This window comes from Streptomyces sp. NPDC031379 (genome assembly GCF_055569615.1).
In genome coordinates this window covers 1-16678 of sequence record NZ_JBVIIT010000039.1, presented here as the reverse complement: position 1 = coordinate 16678, position 16678 = coordinate 1, and the positions used below count along the sequence as shown (strand labels likewise).

14 protein-coding genes are annotated in these 16678 nt (G+C 72.1%); 3 read left to right on the top strand and 11 right to left on the bottom strand.

Features of this window, described 5'->3' with window-relative positions:
• Window positions 1-131: 131 nt before the first annotated feature.
• Window positions 132-1376 carry a D-mannonate dehydratase ManD gene (gene manD / locus ACZ5CW_RS38285; RefSeq protein ID WP_468609915.1) on the bottom strand — a complete coding sequence of 415 codons (1245 nt, stop codon included), beginning with the start codon at window positions 1374-1376 and terminating at the stop codon, window positions 132-134.
• Window positions 1377-1462: 86 nt separating this feature from the next.
• Window positions 1463-2908, bottom strand: a complete 1446-nt coding sequence (locus tag ACZ5CW_RS38280; RefSeq protein ID WP_468609913.1) for a gluconokinase, GntK/IdnK-type — start codon at window positions 2906-2908, stop codon at window positions 1463-1465.
• Window positions 2909-3132: 224 nt separating this feature from the next.
• Here ACZ5CW_RS38280 and ACZ5CW_RS38275 point away from each other — a divergent pair, with 224 nt between their 5' ends.
• Window positions 3133-3330: a hypothetical protein gene (locus tag ACZ5CW_RS38275; protein WP_468609911.1), complete on the top strand. Its 198-nt coding sequence runs from the start codon at window positions 3133-3135 to the stop codon at window positions 3328-3330.
• Window positions 3331-3491: 161 nt separating this feature from the next.
• Here the strand turns inward: ACZ5CW_RS38275 and ACZ5CW_RS38270 are convergent, their stop codons facing one another.
• Window positions 3492-5108: an FAD-binding oxidoreductase gene (locus ACZ5CW_RS38270; RefSeq protein ID WP_468609909.1), complete on the bottom strand. Its 1617-nt coding sequence runs from the start codon at window positions 5106-5108 to the stop codon at window positions 3492-3494.
• A gap of 71 nt (window positions 5109-5179) precedes the next feature.
• Here ACZ5CW_RS38270 and ACZ5CW_RS38265 point away from each other — a divergent pair, with 71 nt between their 5' ends.
• A complete protein-coding gene (locus tag ACZ5CW_RS38265; protein ID WP_468609907.1) occupies window positions 5180-5776 on the top strand; it encodes a TetR/AcrR family transcriptional regulator in 597 nt (198 codons plus the stop codon).
• A gap of 141 nt (window positions 5777-5917) precedes the next feature.
• On the opposite strand, the gene ACZ5CW_RS38260 is transcribed toward ACZ5CW_RS38265, so the two are convergent.
• Together ACZ5CW_RS38260 and ACZ5CW_RS38255 are read right to left on the bottom strand one after the other, a co-directional pair.
• Window positions 5918-6487, bottom strand: a complete 570-nt coding sequence (locus tag ACZ5CW_RS38260) for a DinB family protein (RefSeq protein ID WP_468609905.1) — start codon at window positions 6485-6487, stop codon at window positions 5918-5920.
• Window positions 6488-7063: 576 nt separating this feature from the next.
• On the bottom strand, window positions 7064-7210 hold the full coding sequence (locus ACZ5CW_RS38255; protein WP_393747939.1) for a hypothetical protein: 147 nt from the start codon (window positions 7208-7210) through the stop codon (window positions 7064-7066).
• A gap of 199 nt (window positions 7211-7409) precedes the next feature.
• Here ACZ5CW_RS38255 and ACZ5CW_RS38250 point away from each other — a divergent pair, with 199 nt between their 5' ends.
• Window positions 7410-8633 (top strand): spore photoproduct lyase family protein, encoded by a 1224-nt coding sequence (locus tag ACZ5CW_RS38250; RefSeq protein ID WP_468609903.1) that lies wholly within the window; start codon window positions 7410-7412, stop codon window positions 8631-8633.
• A 63-nt stretch (window positions 8634-8696) separates the two neighbouring features.
• On the opposite strand, the gene ACZ5CW_RS38245 is transcribed toward ACZ5CW_RS38250, so the two are convergent.
• The 6 genes from ACZ5CW_RS38245 to ACZ5CW_RS38220 all read right to left on the bottom strand — a co-directional run bounded on the left by ACZ5CW_RS38245 (window position 8697) and on the right by ACZ5CW_RS38220 (window position 16424).
• Window positions 8697-10532 (bottom strand): GMC family oxidoreductase, encoded by a 1836-nt coding sequence (locus ACZ5CW_RS38245; protein ID WP_468609901.1) that lies wholly within the window; start codon window positions 10530-10532, stop codon window positions 8697-8699.
• On the bottom strand, window positions 10529-11965 hold the full coding sequence (locus ACZ5CW_RS38240) for a hypothetical protein (protein ID WP_468609899.1): 1437 nt from the start codon (window positions 11963-11965) through the stop codon (window positions 10529-10531). The genes ACZ5CW_RS38245 and ACZ5CW_RS38240 overlap by 4 nt, the downstream gene beginning before the upstream one ends.
• Window positions 11962-12648: a FadR/GntR family transcriptional regulator gene (locus tag ACZ5CW_RS38235; protein ID WP_468609897.1), complete on the bottom strand. Its 687-nt coding sequence runs from the start codon at window positions 12646-12648 to the stop codon at window positions 11962-11964. The genes ACZ5CW_RS38240 and ACZ5CW_RS38235 overlap by 4 nt, the downstream gene beginning before the upstream one ends.
• Window positions 12649-12852: 204 nt before the next feature.
• The gene (locus ACZ5CW_RS38230) at window positions 12853-13941 is read right to left on the bottom strand and encodes a lytic polysaccharide monooxygenase (protein ID WP_468609895.1); all 1089 of its coding nucleotides are present in this window, start codon (window positions 13939-13941) and stop codon (window positions 12853-12855) included.
• Between the two features lie 58 nt (window positions 13942-13999).
• On the bottom strand, window positions 14000-15127 hold the full coding sequence (locus ACZ5CW_RS38225) for a glycoside hydrolase family 12 protein (RefSeq protein WP_468609893.1): 1128 nt from the start codon (window positions 15125-15127) through the stop codon (window positions 14000-14002).
• A gap of 274 nt (window positions 15128-15401) precedes the next feature.
• Complete coding sequence (locus ACZ5CW_RS38220) at window positions 15402-16424, bottom strand: LacI family DNA-binding transcriptional regulator (protein WP_468609891.1); 1023 nt, start codon at window positions 16422-16424, stop codon at window positions 15402-15404.
• Window positions 16425-16678: the final 254 nt, after the last annotated feature.

Sequence of the window (16678 nt, the reverse complement as noted above, 5' to 3'; positions counted from 1 at the left end):
CGGCGACCCTCTCCGAAGGGGACGCACCTCTCGTACCCAGCCGGCCGAATAGCCTGGGGTTGTTTCCGTCGGGTGTTTGGGCGGCGGCCCGGGGCGGGGGGCCCCCCCCCCCCCCCCCCCCCCGCGGCGGTTCACCAGTCGTGGACGGTGCCGTCCCGCAGCCTGTTGACCGGCAGGTACGCCGGCTCGTACGGGAATCGACGCGCCGCCTCGATGTCCAGGTCGACGCCCAGACCCGGGGTGTCGGACGGATGCAGCAGTCCGTCCTCGAACCGGTAGGAGGTACGGAAGACCTCCAGTGTCCGCTCGGAATGGCGCATGTACTCCTGGATGCCGAAGTTGTGGATGGCCAGGTCCAGATGGAGCGCGGCAGCCATGCCCACCGGGGAGATGTCGGTCGGTCCGTGCATGCCGGACCTGACGCCGTAGATGCCCGCGAGGTCGAGCAGCTTCTTCATCGCGGTGACGCCACCTGTGTGGGTGACGGCGGAGCGCACGTAGTCGATCAGCCGCTCGCTCAGCAACGTGGTGTAGTCGTACACGGAGTTGAAGACCTCGCCGATCGCCAGCGGTGTCGTCGTGTGCTGCCTGATCAGGCGCAGGGCCGCCTGGTCCTCCGCGGGTGTGGCGTCCTCCAGCCAGAACAGGTCGTACGGTTCCAGTGCCTTGCCCAGGTGCGCGGCCTGGATCGGCGTCATCCGGTGGTGTCCGTCGTGCAGCAACGGCAGCTCGGGGCCGAACTCCGCCCGGACGGCCTCGAAGACGGTGGGAAGGTGCCGCAGGTATGCGCGGGTGTCCCAGGTCTCCACCGCCGGCAGGGGCCGCCCGCCGACCGCGGCGCGGCGCGCGGGTTCGTAGTCGTACCGTTCTCCACCGCCCGCGCTGGAGGAGGCCACGCCGTACACCGAGTCCAGGCCGGGTATCCCGGTCTGGATGCGGATGGCGCGGTATCCCAGTTCCAGGTGGGCGCGTACGGAGTCGAGCAGTTCGGGCACATCGCGGCCGGAGGCGTGCCCATAGGCCAGGGCTCCGGTGCGGGACGCGCCGCCGAGCAGCTGGTAGAGAGGCATGCCGGCGGTCTTCGCCTTGATGTCCCACAGCGCTGTGTCGACGGCCGCGACGGCCGCCATGGTCACGGGACCGCGCCGCCAGTAGGCACCCCGGTAGAGGTACTGCCAGGTGTCTTCGATGCAGGAGGCGTCGCTCCCCAGGAGCAGGGGCACGACATGGCTGTCCAGGTAGGACTGCACGGCCAGTTCACGGCCGTTGAGGGTGGCGTCGCCGAGACCGGTGACGCCGTCCTCGGTGGTGATGCGCAGGGTGACGAAGTTGCGTCCCGGACTGGTGACGATCACCTCGGCGGAATCGATCCGCATGGTGGGGTCCCCCTCTGTTCGGTCGGTCTCTTCTCGGTCGTTCTCTTCTCGGTCGGTGCTTTCGTCCGTGCGCGTCCGGGCTGCCTTCAGCGACCGCGGAGACGCCGGACCAGCTCGGTCTGGACCTCGGCGACGATGCGTTCGACCGGCAGGGTCGCGTCGACGGTCATCCCGGCTTCGTCGTCCTCCAGTGGTTCCAGGTCCTCGAACTGCGAGGCCACCAGGGAGACGGGCATGAAGTGCGACCTCCGGCTCCCGACGCGGGCGGTGGCCTCGTCCTGGCCGAGTGCCAGGTGCACGAAGAACGCGTCGGGGCGGGCCACCCGCAGCATCTCGCGGTAGATACGCCGGAGCGCCGAGCAGGTGATCACCAGCCCCTCCTCCGGCTCCGCCGCGCGCATGCGGCCCGCGATGGCGGCCAGCCACGGGCTGCGGGTGCGGTCGTCGAGACGGACGCCGTTCTCCAAGTCCTCCACGTTGCGCGGCGGATGGAAGTCGTCCCCTTCCTCGAAGGGCGCCCTCAGCGACTCCGCCAGATACCGGCCCACGGTGCTCTTGCCGCATCCGGTGACCCCCATGACGACGACGGGAACGCGCTGGGCGTGGATCAGGGCGGCCATGGCATCCTGAAAGCCGGCCCGATGAACGGTCGGCAGACTGTCGGCGTTGAACTGTTCCAGCCCCGCCCGCAGACGGTCGCGTACGACGGGGTCCTGCAGTCGTCCGCTCCGGATCTCGGCGAGGATCGCCTCCGCGAAGGCCTCCGCGGCCGTGGCCAGTCCCTGGTCGACGGCGTAGGCCAGCCCCATGTGCAGCCACATGGCGATCGGTTGCGGCCGCGCGGGATAGCTCTGCACGGTGTCCGCGCCGACGGCAGCCCGTGCCGAGACGGCCCTCGCCCTCTGATCGCTTCCCGCCCAGTCCCGGTCGATCCGGTGGTTCAACGCCATGACGACCGGATGGGACAGACGCAGGAACAGCTCGTTGCGCGAGCCGGCGAGGAGGGTGCGGTGGAAGGCCGCGTCGACGTCCCGGAAGCGCTGCCGGATCGCCGCGCCCTCCCTCGGCTTCGCGAAGTCCGGGTCCTCGCTGAGGGTGAGCAGGGTGCGGGCGTGGCTGGTCAGATCGTGGCAGATCTCCGCCGACCTGCTCAGTGCGGCCAGCCTGGCCGCACGGGGCTCGATCACCTCCCGCAGTTCGGTGAGCGAGCGCATCTGGCTGTCGGGTGCCACCTCCAGACGCCACGCGATCACGTCGGGGTCCAGCAGGTCCCAGCGTTCCAGCGCCTGAACGGTGGCCCCGATCCGCGGCTGCAGATTGATCAGGCCTTTCTGGTGGAGCGTCTGCAGGGCCTCGCGGGCCATGGGCCGGGTGATCCCGAACTCCTGGACGACGGCGTCCACCGTCAGGTGCTGATCACGGGGCTTGCCGCCCGCCACGATCTGACAGCCCAGGTGTTCCACCACCTGCGCGGTGGAACCCCGTGACGCGTCCTCGGAACCTTCGGTCAGGTCGTCCTTGGGACCAGTCATGGCAGTGATGCTAGACCTCAACGTCCATCTGGTCAGCCATCCGATGCCAACGGCGGGAGCGTTGACGGCCGTTTGGGCGCATTCGGGGGCGCATTCCCGGCACCGACTGCCACCGCGTGCCTCATTCGCGCCGGGACGTGGGCAATAGATGGTGCATCAGACTCCTTCTCTGATGCGGCTCACCTGCGTACCGTGGTCACTCATTCGAGCTGCAGGAGGGCCGTATGCCCGAACCGACCTCGCCCACGCCTCCGCCGGAGCGGCTGTCGCTGCGCTGGGCGCTCATCCTCTTGGCCGCGGTCGTGGCGGGACTGCTGGCCGGACTGCTGACGTACGCCCAGTCGGGGAACTGGCCCGGATCACTGCTGGCCGCTCTCGGCGCGAGCGGCGCCGCACTCGTGAGCCTCCCCCTGCTGCTCTGAAGCTCGGGCCGTCGCACAAGGCGGGAGCGGGGCCCTCGGCCGGCGGCGGGTGCCGATGCCGGCGGCCCGGGGCCACCGGGTGACGGCCACGACGACGACTCCGGGCAAGCCGGCGCCACTGGCACGGCTGGGCGCCGAGGCGGTCGTCATGGACCTCGATGTCACTTCGAGGGGAGGAGCACTCCGGGATTGAGGACGCCGGCCGGGTCCAGGGCGGTCTTGGCGGCGGTCAGCGCGGCGGCGAAGGGGCCGGGGCGCTGACGGTCGTACCAGGGGCGGTGATCGCGCCCGACCGCGTGATGGTGGGTGATCGTACCGCCGTGCGCCTCGATCGCCTCGGACACCGCGGCCTTGATGTGGTCCCACTGGGCCACGGTGCTGCCCCAGCGGCCGGGGGCGTACACGCCGAAGTACGGCGCCGGCCCGTCCGGGTAGACGTGGGTGAACCGGCAGGTGACCACCCCTGTCCCGGTGACCTCCCGGATGGCCTGCCGGGCCGCTTCCATGACTCCCTGATGGAGTGCGTCGAACCTGTCCCAGGTGCATGCCGTCTCGAACGTCTCGGCGATCACCGCGTGACGGGCCAACGCGTCGCGCTGGTAGGGCATGCGAAGGAACGAGGAGCGCCAGGTCTGCGCGGCGGATGCGTCGGCGGCGTCCCCGCCGGACCCTCCGCCCGAGTTCCCGGTGGATCCCTCGAGGGTGTCGCCGGACGGCTCCCCACCGTGGTCGCGGCAGAGTTCCACGGCCCGCTCCAGGCCGGCGCGCACCGGATGGTCCGCCGACTCGAAGGCGAGGACGAGGACACCGCCGCCGACGCTCACGCCCGCGTTGAGCAGGGACTCGGTGGCGTCCAGGAGGCGGCAGTTCGCCGGGTTCAGCCCGCTCTGCGCGATCGCCCGGGTGGCCGCCACCGCGGCCGCGTAGTCCCGGAACCGCACCGACGCCCCGGCGCGCCAACGGGGGCGCTCCTGCAGCCGCATCCACGCCTCGGTGATGACGCCCAGCGTGCCCTCGCTGCCGAGGAACAGCCGGTCCGGTGACGGTCCCGCGCCGGAGCCCGGCAGCCGCCGGGACGCGCTGACACCGCTCGGCGTGACCACCCGCAGGGACTCGACCAGGTCGTCGATGTGCGTGTACAGCGTCGCGTAGTGGCCACCGGCGCGCGTGGCGAGCCAGCCGCCCAGCGTGGAGAACTCGAACGACTGCGGGAAGTGCCGCAGCGTCAGTCCGTGGGGCTTGAGCTGGTTCTCCAGATGCGGGCCGAACACACCGGCCTGCACCCGCGCGGCCCGGCTCGTCCGGTCGACCTCCAGCACGCGGTTCAGTCGCCCCAGGTCGACGGTGACCACGGCGGGGTGGTCGTCGCACCGGGGCTCGACCCCGCCGACGACCGAGCTGCCGCCGCCGAACGGGACCACGGCGATGCCCTCGCGGGTGCACCAGTCGAGGAGGTCGGTCACCTCGCGCTCGTCGCGGGGCCGCGCGACGAGATCCGGCACATGGCGCAGCTCCCCGTGCAGGTTGCGCACCACGTCGCGGAACGCCTTGCCGTGCGCGTGCGCGGCCCGGTCGGCCGGGTCCGCCGAGCAGACGCCGGCGAGCGGGGCCGGGGCGGCCACCCGGGGCTCCGGCAGTCCGAGCGCGGCGATGTCCGGCGGCTCGTGATCGGTCAGGTCGCCCGGCATCAGCACCCGCACGCGGTCCAGCAGCGCCCGGAGTTCGGCACCGCGCACCGCGTCCTCGACGTTCCCCCATCCCCACCACGACCGCGTCATGACTCTCCACCCTCCTGAATTGACCCTCGGGTAAATTACTTCGCGGTCACATCGTGGGCTAGAGTGGCTCCATGGGCAAGGCCGGCACCAAAGGCGTCTCCCGCGCGGACCGGGAGCGGCAGATCATCGACGTGGCCGTGGAGGAGTTCGGCCGACACGGCTACACGGGCGTGTCGGTCGCCGCCGTCGCGCGGCGCGCGGGCATCTCCAAGCCGCTGATCTACAGCTACTTCGAGTCCAAGGACGGCCTGTACCTGGCCTGTGTCCACCGGGTCGGCGGCCTCCTGGTCGATGCCGTGGCCGCCGCCGGGTCGCGCAGCGGCTCGACCGGTCACGCGCTGGACACCCTCTCCGCGCTCTTCACCGCGGTCGAGCACTGCCGGCATGCCTGGTCCGTCCTGTACGACCCGGCTCCACCGCCGGCCGGTGAGATGCGCGACGCCGTGCACCTCTACCGCGGACGGCTCGCCGCCATGGGCGCCGCGGGCGCCGTCGGGCTCCTCACCCGTGCCGGACACGGCGATCCCCTCGACCACCAACTCCTCGATCAGGTCTGGCAGTACGCCGTGACCGCCGTGATGCGCTGGTGGTCCGACCACCCGGACCAGAGCGCGGCCGAGATGACAGCCCGGTGCGCCCGTCTGCTCACCACGCTGGGTGCCGGCTGACCCACGCGCTCGGGGCGCGTGGGCCCGGCTCGTTCCTCAAGTTCGTGGGAATCACCGTGGGTTGAGTGAGGCATCCGCGCCGGATCGTCGTTCAGCGCGGTCCTGCCGCCCCTCCGGCGGCGGATGTGAGCCCGGCCCCCGTCACTGACCCACCCTTCCGTCGATGCACTCGCGCAACAGGTCGGCGTGCCCGCAGTGACGGGCGTACTCCTCGATCCTGTGCACCAGCAGCTCGCGGACCGCGATGCCGTCCTTCCCGAGACGCTCGCCCAGATCCGGGTGCCCGGCCAGCGCGGCGTCGGTCGCGGCCTGCTCGCGCTCCAGATCGCAGTACGCGGCGTCGACCTCGGCCTGCTCGCCGACGGCCCCGTGGAAGTCACCGTCAGGCTCGCCGTACAGCTTCGGCAGCGGATCGCCGTCGGTGATCCAGTTGCGCCAGTCCCGTTCCACCTCGGCGAGGTGCCGGACCAGGCCGAGCAGCGACATCGTCGACGGCGGAACCGACCGGCGGGCCAGTTGCTCCGCATCCAGCCCCTCGCACTTCATCCGCAGGGTCAGCCGGTAGTTCGTCAGGAAGTCCAGCAGCGTTGCGGGCTCGCCGTCCGGACTGGTTCCCTCACTGTCGCGAGGGTCGTCGTCCGGGTCGGCCCACATGTCGGGATAGATCGACGCCCGGCTCCATCGTGCGGGTTGGTCATTCATGCGCCCCATGGTCGTCCGGGACGGACCGAGCCCGCTACCGGTTTTGGTTCGAGACGAACGTGCGCGCACGGTCGTCCGGCCGGGGACGAACGCCCGTGTCCTGACGCCGAGTTCGCGGACGGACCGAAAGACGGAGGCTGCGCGGCGCCGGACCTCACGGCGTCCTCCGTGAAGACGTCCCCGGTCCGGCCGTGGTCGTGGCGGACGACCGCGCACGAGGAGGTCCGTACGGTGCCACCGGCGGCTGCCGCCTTCGGCCGGGGCGGCGGCGCGGGGCGGTTCGCGCCGGTGCTCGGTTCGATCGCGCAGCCGGACAGCCGGAGAGCCGGGTCGCCACCGGCAGGAGGGGCACGGCCACGGGGACGGCTGCCGCGAAACCGCGGCGGCGCCGCAGCGAGGTCGACGCGAGGGCCGGCGCGCACAGCGCCGGCGGAGTGAGTGCCCCGGCGGGGAGCCAGTCGTACCGGTGATGCCGCCGAGCACGTCCGTCGCCCGCGCGCGAGGCACGTCGTTCACCCGCCACATGTCTCCGCCACGACGCCGCGCCGGAACCCGCCCGCTGCGATGCGCGGCCGGGGCCAGGCGTCACCGGCGGGTGCGCCACCTCGCGAGGAGTCGCTGAGCCTGAGCACGGCGGCGCGGGTCGGACGCTGTGCGGCGGACCTGGTCGATCGTGCGGCGTCCCTGCGGGCTCCTCGCGAACTGCTTGATCCGCTCCAGTACTCCGGACACGGCACTCCCTTCCCCTGGGGCTGTCCCTGGCCGAATGCCGGGACTCTGTGCTGTTCCGGCTACCCGGCGGCCGCGGGTCCAGGCCGGTGACGGCCGCCTCACACCGGGAGCGGGTCCGCCACGGGCCGAACCCGCGCACGTCACGCGCGTGCCTACAGTGGAGAGAGGAACCTGTCCCCGACACCCGAGCGGAGCACCCATGGGACACCCCTCCGCCGGGCCGGGCGACGACACCGACGCCCTGTTCGGTCTCGACGCGCTGGAGGCCGCCGCGACGCCGCCAGAGGGCGGCGCGGCCGAGCGTGGCGGAGCGGCTCCGGAGTGCGGGACGAAGGGCCGTGCCCTCTTCCGTGACTCCCCCGTGGCCCGCCGCCTGCTGCCCGTGCGGGCCATCTACGCCGAACCGGCCGCCGCCGCCTCTCCGCGCGGCCGTCAGATCCTCGCCCGTTTCCCGGCCGCGCAGGTGATCGAGGTGGACTCCCACTGGCGCATCCCGGGACTGCACGGCAATGAGGGGAACATCGAGCGCTGGGTGCGGGTGAAGGGAGAGACGCTGGTCCTGGGCGAGAGGAAGACGCTGGCCACACGGCCCAACGGACGGTCCGCCGACTGGATCGCCCCCGGCCCCTCCAACGGATGCGCGATGGCCTGTGCCTACTGCTACGTGCCGCGCCGCAAGGGGTACGCCAACCCCATCACCGTCTTCACCAACGTGGACGCCATCATCGCCCACCTGGCACGGCACATCGCCCGCCAGGGTCCCAAACGAGAACCCACCCAGTGCGACGAGACAGCCTGGGTCTACGACATCGGGGAGAACGGCGACTGTTCGGTGGACGCGCTGGTCTGCGACAACACCGCGGATCTCGTGCGCTCCTTCCGCCACTGGCCCACGGCGAAGGCGTCGTTCGCCACCAAGTTCGTCAACCCCGACCTGCTGGCACTGGACCCGCGGGGCCGGACACGCATCCGCTTCTCGGTCATGCCCGAGGCGGACTCGCGGCTGCTGGACCTGCGGACCTCGCCGGTCGGCGACCGGATCGCCGCCGCGGCGGACTTCCTGGACGCGGGCTACGAGGTCCACTTCAACCTCTCCCCCGTGGTCCTGCGCCCCGGCTGGCAGGAGGCCTGGACGGATCTGCTCCGGCATCTCGACGACGTCCTGCCGGGCCGGGTCAGACAGCAGGCGGCCGCCGAGGTGATCATGCTCACCCACAACCGGGAACTGCACGAGGTCAACCTCGGCTGGCACCCCCGCGCCGAGGAGGTGCTGTGGCAGCCCGGTCTTCAGCAGGGAAAACGCTCGGAGAACGGGGCGCTGAACGTCCGCTACGCCAACCACGTGAAGGGAGAGGCGGTGCAGACCCTGCGTGGACTCGTCGCCGCCCACGCGCCCTGGCTGCGCATCCGGTACGCCTTCTGAAGAGCCGCCCGACCGCTCGGTCGGGGCAACGCGCCGACACCCCGCCGTGGTGTCCCGGGCCCCTCATGCCCGAAGGTGCGCCTCCGTGATCGCCAGGGACGCCGCCATGATGGTCAGCTGAGGGTTCACCCGCGGGCAGCTGGGGAGCACCGAGGCGTCCGTGAGCAGTACTCCGTGCACACCGCGCAGACGTCCGAGCGGGTCGGTCGGGAAACGCTGGGGGCTTGCGCCCGCGGCGACCGTCCCGGTGGGGTGGTAGGCCGACAGGTGGAGCTGTCGGGCGCTGGTGCGTGCGAGGACGGCGTCCAGTTCCGTGAGGCTGCGGACGCGGGGCGTGCGGGGAATGCCGGTGAGCACCTCCTCGGCACCGGCGGCGAACAGAAGCCGGCCCATGGCACGCACCGCCCGCATCAGACGGCCCGCGTCCCGGGGATGCAACCGGTAGTGCAGCAGCGTGCGGTCGCGGCCCAGCACCCGGCCCGAGGGGCGGTCGGCGATCATCGCCCCGAGTGTGGCGAGCCGGTCGGCGTGCTCCAGTTCGCGGCGCAGTTCGGCGCCGAGTCCGGGGAGGACGAAGGAGCCCATGCCGGGCGGGGTGGCGGTGGCCTCGATGAGGATCCCCGCATCGTGGTGTCGCTCCACCCCGACGCTCTGCAGCACGCCCTCCCAGGCGGTGACCGGTTCGGCGAAGCGTCCGGCGACGCTCGTGGCCGGGTGGACGCTGAGGTTGCGGCCGAGTCGGGGGTGCCGGCCGAGGCCGGAGCGGCGCAGGAGCGGCGGGGACTGCAGTGCGCCGGCCGCGACGACGACCAGGGGCGCGAGGATCTCGAACCAGCCGTCCTCCCCCCGTCGTACGCGCACCCCCGCGGCGCGTGGTCCGCCGGGGCGGTCCGTGTCGACGAGGATGCGCTCGACCCGGGCCTCGGTGACGATGCGGGCGCCGGCGGAGCAGGCGTCGGGCAGGACGGAGAGCTGCACGCTCTGTTTGGCGCCCGTCGGGCAGCCCACCACGCACTGGCAGGAGCCCTGGCAGCCGGGCGCGTTGCGGCGCAGGGGTGCGGCCTGCCAGCCGAGCCGGCGGGCTCCGGTGAGGGCGATGCGGCCGTTGGCACCGAGGACGTCGAGGGGTTGGGTGGCCACCCGCAGGACCCGTTCGACCTCGTCCAGGTGGCGGTCGAAGCCGTCGGCGACGGTGAGTCCGAAGTGGTTGCTCCACCGGTCGATCACCCGGTCCGGAGTGCGGTAGCAGGTGCCGGAGTTGACCACCGTGGTGCCGCCGACGGCTCGGCCCACCGGCAGGAGCAGCGGTGGACGGCCCACGGCGACGCTCGCTCCGCCGTCCCGGTAGAGGTCGGTGAATCGGTCGAGGGGCGGACGCCGGCCGAAGGACTCAGTGGTGTGATGCTGTCCTTCTTCGAGGACGACGACGTCGAGCCCGGCACGGGCGAGGGTCTTGGCGGCCATCGCTCCGCCCGCACCGGAGCCGATGACCACGGCGTCGGCGGTGCTCCGAGCGGGCCAGGCGTGCGCGGGTGTCAGGTCGAGCGGAGGGTCCTGGCGCGGCAGGCCGCGTGGTGCGGGGCCGTGGCGCAGCATCCGTTCCGTTCCGGCCGACAGCAGCACCGGCACCTTGAGCAGGTCCAGGAGCGGGGCGAGTGCGGGGCGTACGGCCAGTTCGGCCAGGACGGACTGCCGTTCGTGCGGGGCGAGAGCCGCCAGGGTGCGTCCCGTACGGACCACGGCGTAGGCGTCCACCGCGTGCGCCGTCGCCCGGATGCCTGCCCGGGCGGCGAGCGGCATCGTGGACAGGACCTTCTCGAGCCGGGCGGGGACGTGGCGGGGCCAGTCGGTGCTGCCGTCGTCGGCGATGAGGGCGGCCACCAGGCCGGTGAGGCTCATCGGGTGCCCACCTCCGCGTGGGCCGTGCCGTCGAGCGTCCACTCCGCCTCCGTGCGCCAGCCGCCGGACCACCACCGCTCCAACAGGACGTGTGCGTCGGCGCGTTCGCTGTTGCGGCAGGTCGCGTGCCGGCCGTCGGGGTCGGTGTAGTCGAGGGCGAGGGTGCGGTCGGCGGGCTGGGTGACCTCGACCCGGATCCGGCGCAGGCCGCTGCGGCCGGTGACCGTCCAGGTGGGCAGGGCGATATCGGCGCGGAAGCGCCCCGCTCCGGCCCAGCCGACGGCCGGGCGCTCGGGACGGCGCGGCCAGTTCCGGCCGCTCCGGCGCAACCGGAGGAAGACCGAGGGGGGCAGGCCGCGCAGACCCGGGCGGGTGGAGACGGCGGCGACGATCTCGAGGACGTCTCCGCCGCCGAGGTCGGCGTGCAGCCAGGACCAGCGGCGGGCGTTGCCGTGTCCGTAGATGCGGGCCGACGCGCCCGGGGCGCCGGTGAACGCGAGGGTCCTGCCGTCATGGGTGAAGGTGCCGTCGTAGAGGGCGCGCGCGGCGGGAAGCATCTGGGCGGCCGGCAGCACGGAACGGCGCCAGGCCCAGCGCGGGAAGGTGAACAGCGGTCCGTCGACGGGTCGTTCGGCGAGATCCCAGTGCAGGGCACCGTCCGCCGCCGATCCGGACAGGCGTCCGGGGCGAACCGTGACCCCGTCGGCGCCGAAGCCCTGCTGGGGCGTCCACGGGGCGGGGCCGAAACGGGCGTGCCGGACGGGGCCGTCATGGGGGAACACCGCCGCCCAGCCGTGCGCGTACGGCTGGGATCCGTCCGCCGGTGCGGTCAGTTCATGGTGCAGCCACAGCCCGCTGCCGGTGTCCGGGTCGGTGACGGTGGTGTACCAGACCTCGGTTCGTCCCGACTCGCCACGCCAGCGCGGCGTGAGGAAGGCGGCGATTTGCGCACGCCGTGGGAAGCGGAAACTGGCGAGGAACGGCAGGAGGTGCGTGCCGAGCGGAAAACGAAGGGTGCCGGTTCCGATCCGTGCGCCGTCCTCGTAGAGGGTGTACGGCAGTACGGTCATCGAGGCGACGGGCCGGCGTGGGGTGACGGACTTCCAGCCGTCGAGGGTGAGCCGGCGGCCGTCGGCGGTGAAGGTGATGCGGTAGCGGATACGGCGTCGGGCGAGCGGTGATATCTCCAACTCGCCTTCGGCGGACGGGTCGTCGGACCATCCGGTGATCCGGACCCGGCCGGTGGTCCGGGCCTCGGTCGTGCCGAGCAGCCGCAGGACGCGGTCCGTCGAGACCGTGAGATCGAGGCGGACGCGGCGGGTGCGGTGTTCGTCGTCGAGCCGCAGGGTGCCGAGCATCGTCTCCCTGAAGACGGTGCCGCGGGCGGGCGAGCCGCTGTCCGGGGCCGGGGTCGGGGGCGTCGTCGCGCTCATGCGAGGCCCTCCAGCATGATCCGTTCGGTCGCGGTCAGATATGTCTCGGCCGCCCGCCGGGCGCCGGCCTCGTCACCGGCCTCCACCGCGTCGATCACCGGCTCCAGGCGGCCCCGGGCCACCTGGGCATCCGTGAACGGTCCCCTGAGCGCGGCGCGCACGGGCAGGTAGGCGTTGAAGAGGGTGTTCGTCAGCAGGACGTAGACACGGTTGCCGGTGGCGCGGGCCAGGGCCCGGTGCACCTCGATGTCCGCGAGCTGCACGGCGTCGGCGTCCGTCGCATCCCCCACGGCCGTGACCAGGGCGCGCAGTTCGGCGCGTTGCCGTCCGGTGGCTCGGGCCGCCGCGCGCTCGGCGATCAACGCGCCGATGCCGCGCCGCACTTCGAAGACCTCACCGATCCAGTCGGGGCTGTGCCGTACGAGCATGGGCAGCAGGTCGGCGCCGCCCAGGCGCAGGTAGTCCCGTACGCGGGTGCCGACGCCGTGGCGGGTCTCCAGCAGGCCGGCCTGCATGAGACGTCCGAAAGCGTGCTTGAGGGTGGTGCGGGTGACGCCGTAGCCGTCGGCGAGTGTGCGTTCGGGTGGCAGGTAACTGCCCGCCGGGTGGCGTCCGGTGAGGATGTCCTCACGCAGACGGCTCTCCAGGACGTCGACGATGGTTTCGCGAGGCAGTGCCTCCATGCGGCCCCCTTCAAGTGGCTCAGTGGATGAGCCACTCAACCAATGCCCTGTCGCGGAGTCAATGGGCGTGACGCGGTCGATCGAGGACTCCGGTCCGCTCAACTCGCGTCGGGGAGTGGCCGTTTGCCTGGGAAGGGGCTCGCCGCCGGCGCCTCGGGGGACGGTCCGGCGGCGAGCTGGTGCGGGGGCGGGACGGGTGCGGGGCTACGGCGTGACGCAGCCGATCGAGCCGGCCGGGAGGTCGTTGCCGGTCGAGGTGGCGGTGAAGCCGAAGGTGACGCTGCCGTCGGCGGCTATGGTGCGGTTGTAGTCCACGTTGCGGACGGTGACCGTGCCGTCGGCGGCGGTGGACAGCGAACCGTTCCAGGCACTGCTGATCCTGGTGCCCGCCCCCGGCTTCCAGGCCACGGCCCAGCCGTTGAGCGGTGCCGTGCTGTGGTTCATGACCTCGACGGAGGCCTGGAAGCCGCCGTTCCAGTGGTTCACCACGGTGTACGTGGCCATGCAGGAGCCGGTGTGCGGATCGGTCGGTGTGGGGGTCGGCGTGGGCGTCGGCGTGGGCGTCGGCGTGCCGGCGGAGCCGCGGATGCCGGTCACCTCGCCGTGTCCACCGTCGAAGACCACGTCGGAGCAGGAGAAGAAGTTCTCCTGACTGTCCGAGCGCACCCACTGGATGAAGACCACGGCGTCACCGGAACGGCCGGAGGGGAACGTCAGGTCCCAGTAGTAGTGGCCGCCCTCGGCGCCGGGCGAGCCCTGTTGCGGCGGGTTGGTGACCGTCTGGATCAGGTCGAGATCGTCCCAGCCCAGTGCCGAGGTGGGAGACCAGCCGGGCTTGGTGAGATAGACCCGGAACTCCCCCGGGTGCGCGGCCCAGTTGCTGTACTGCGCCTGGATCGTCGCACCGCTGGTCAGGTGGGTCCGCGGCCAGTCCGAACGGGCCGCGTTGTAGCCGGAGAAGTCGTACGGCGACCGGTCTCCGGCGCTGCACAGGGTGCCGTCGGGGACGTAGCCGGCGCCCCGTCCACCGGCGCCCGAGTCGAGGACGGCGAACCAGTTGTACAGGGAGGTCGCGCCGCTCTCGGCCAGCGCGTCCCGGCACGCGGGGTTGGTCGGGTCCAGTGCGCCGGTCGCGGTACGGGCGTCCAGGTAGCACAGGTAGGTGCGGGATCCGGGCAGCATCGCCACCCCATGGGCCTGTGCGCTGCCCTGCCCGAGGAGGGTCAGGCCGAGTGCTGTCATCAAGGTGGCCAAGGCCGCCACCACCGTCATGAGTGTGCTGCGTCGTGGCATGTGTGTCTTCCCTTTCCGTCTCTTTCCTCTTCTGTGTCGCTGTCGTCCGTCCGGTGCGTCATCCGGTGGTGCAGGCGGTGCCGTTCAGGGTGAAACCGCCGGGCCTGGCGAAGGTGCCGCCGTAGCCGCCCTGGAAGCCGAAGGAGACCTGACCGCCGGGCGCGATCCGCGCGTTGTGGGCCAGGCTGCTCGCCGTGACCGCTCCGGAGGACGGAGCGACGGCCGCGTTCCAGGCGCCGGTGATCTGCTGGCCGGCCGGCAGGGTGAAGCCGAGCTTCCAGCCGTCGACCGGGGCGGTACCGGTGTTGGTGACGGTGACGTCGGCGGTGAAGCCGCCCTGCCAGACGTTCGTCGCGTACGTCACCTTGCACGCCGTGGAGCCGCCCGGTCCGCCCGGGTCACCGCCGCCGGTGTCGACCGAGGAGAAGAAGGACGTCACCGCGAGGCCCGTGCCGTTCTGCCAGGGCTCGAAACCGGCCTGCACGCTCGTCAGGTACCAGTCGCTCTGGGCCAGTCCACGGGAGACGGCCTGTGCGACGAAGTCCATGACGTCGAAGTTCCAGCTGGTGATGGCCGAGGGAGCGACGAAGGACAGCACGTCGTTGGAGCCGTTGTTGCCGGACCACACCTGCCACTGGCGTCCGGCCACGGTGGCGGTGCCGACCTGCGAGCCGACCGGCTGGATCGAACCCACCCGGTTGAACCAGACCATGATCTCGGTGCGGTTCACACCGTCGGTCCGGGGTGTGGGGTCGAGCCAGATGTCGTACGCGGCGTCGTACACCGCGTCGCCGGCGTAGGAGTACGTGATGCCGGTCGGCGCGCCGGCGATGGTGCCGAGCCGGGCCGGGAGGGCGGTACCCGGCGAGCAGGTGGTGTAGTGGCAGCCGTTGTAGACGGACGGGTACGACTTCGGGGCTCCGTTCGTCGGCACGCCACCGTCGGCCTGGGTGATCCGGAAGCCGGAGTCGGTGGCGGTGACGCACTGGGGCTCGCTGGTGCCCCAGCGGTTGTTCTGGACGACGTAGCGGCCCTGGATCGTCGTCGTCCCGAACGGTTCGCAGATCGACGTGTCGGCCTGCGCCGCCGGGGCGGTCGTCAGGAGCACGGCCGGCACGGCGAGTGAGGTGAGCAGTGCGCCGAACAGGCCACGCGCACTACGGGCATGGTGCTTTGACGGTCGCATGCGGGTCCTCTCCGAGAAGGACAAGGGGGCGGTGCGGGAGCGCTCCCACAGGCACATGGATGGGAGCGCTCCCATTCATCGTGTTCGGCAGGGACTGTAGGGATGGCTCATGTCCCTGACAAGACTGTGGACACGGGTGCGTCGAATCGGCTTCGAAAGCCGAGGTCGAGGGCCGAGGCCGGCCCACTCCCGCCGGCGGCCGGATTGGGAGCGCTCCCGAAGGGGACGTGGGGGCGCTCCCGAAAAGGGGCTTGAGGGCGGTACGGAACGGCCGTCAGGCCGAGTCGCGCACCACCAGCTCGGTGCGGAGGATGATGTGACGCCAGGCCACAGCCGGCTCCTCCATCTCCTCCAGGAGCAGCCGGACCATGGTCCGGCCGATCTCCTCCAGCGGCTGACGCACCGTGGTCAGGCGTGGCTCCGTCCGCTGGGCGAGCGGGAAGTCGTCGAAACCGATCACGGCGACGTCCTCGGGCACCCGCCGTCCCGCCACGCGCAGTGCCTGCAGGGCACCGGCGGCCGTGGTGTCCGACGCGGCGAGGAGGCCGTCGATCTCCGGGTGGCGTGCGAGGAGTTCGGCCATGGCGCGGCGCCCGCTCTCCTCGGTGAAGTCGCCCTCGACGACGAGGGCGTCGTCTTCGCACAGGCCGGCCCCTGCCAGGGCCTCGCGGTAGCCGCGCAGCCGGCTCTGGGCGACGTACATGTCCAGCGGCCCGGTGATGGTGGCGATGGCCGTGCGTCCCTTGTCCAGCAGGTGGCGGACCGCGCTGCGGGCGCCGCCGACGTTGTCCGCGTCGACGTAGCTGACGTTCTCGTCGGCCGAGCGGCGGCCGAGCAGGACGGTCGGCAACCGGGCCTCGGCGAGCATGTCGGGCAGCGGGTCGTCGGCGTGCACCGACATCAGCAGCACTCCGTCGACCCGGCCGCCGCGCGCGTACTCCACGCAGCGCCGGCGCTCGGTGTCGGAGCGGGCCAGGGTGAGCAGCAACTGCATGCCGGTCTCCGCCAGGGCGTCGCCGAGCGAGCGGGCGACCTCGGAGAAGAAGGGCTCCCCGAACAGCCGCCAGTCCGGTTCCGTCATGACGAGGGCGACGGCGTCGGCCCGGCGCCCGGCGAGGGACCGGGCGGCGAGATTGGGCACGTAGCCCAGTTCCGCTATGGCCCGCTCCACGGCACGGCGGGTCGACTCCTTCACGCCCGCCGCGTTGTTGATGACCCGGGAGACGGTGCCCCGCCCCACTCCGGCATGGGCGGCCACCTCCTCCAGCGTCGGCGTGCCAGAGCGATGCCGGCCCATGACCACCTCCCCCACGAGATCACCGATAGTACGACCACATGACCATCACCAGCAGCTCCACGGCCCGCGCGGGATCTTCGGCAGAAAAGTCGGCCGGTGATGTCGAGAACGGGGGAGCGGCTCCGTCCCCGGGGTGAACGCGACCACCATGGGTCGGGCCGGCACCGAGGAGAGACACGATGGCCACGTACCTGCTGCTGAGGCATGACCGGGGTGCTCCGGCTCCGGTCGACGACGTGCCCATGGACCGGTGG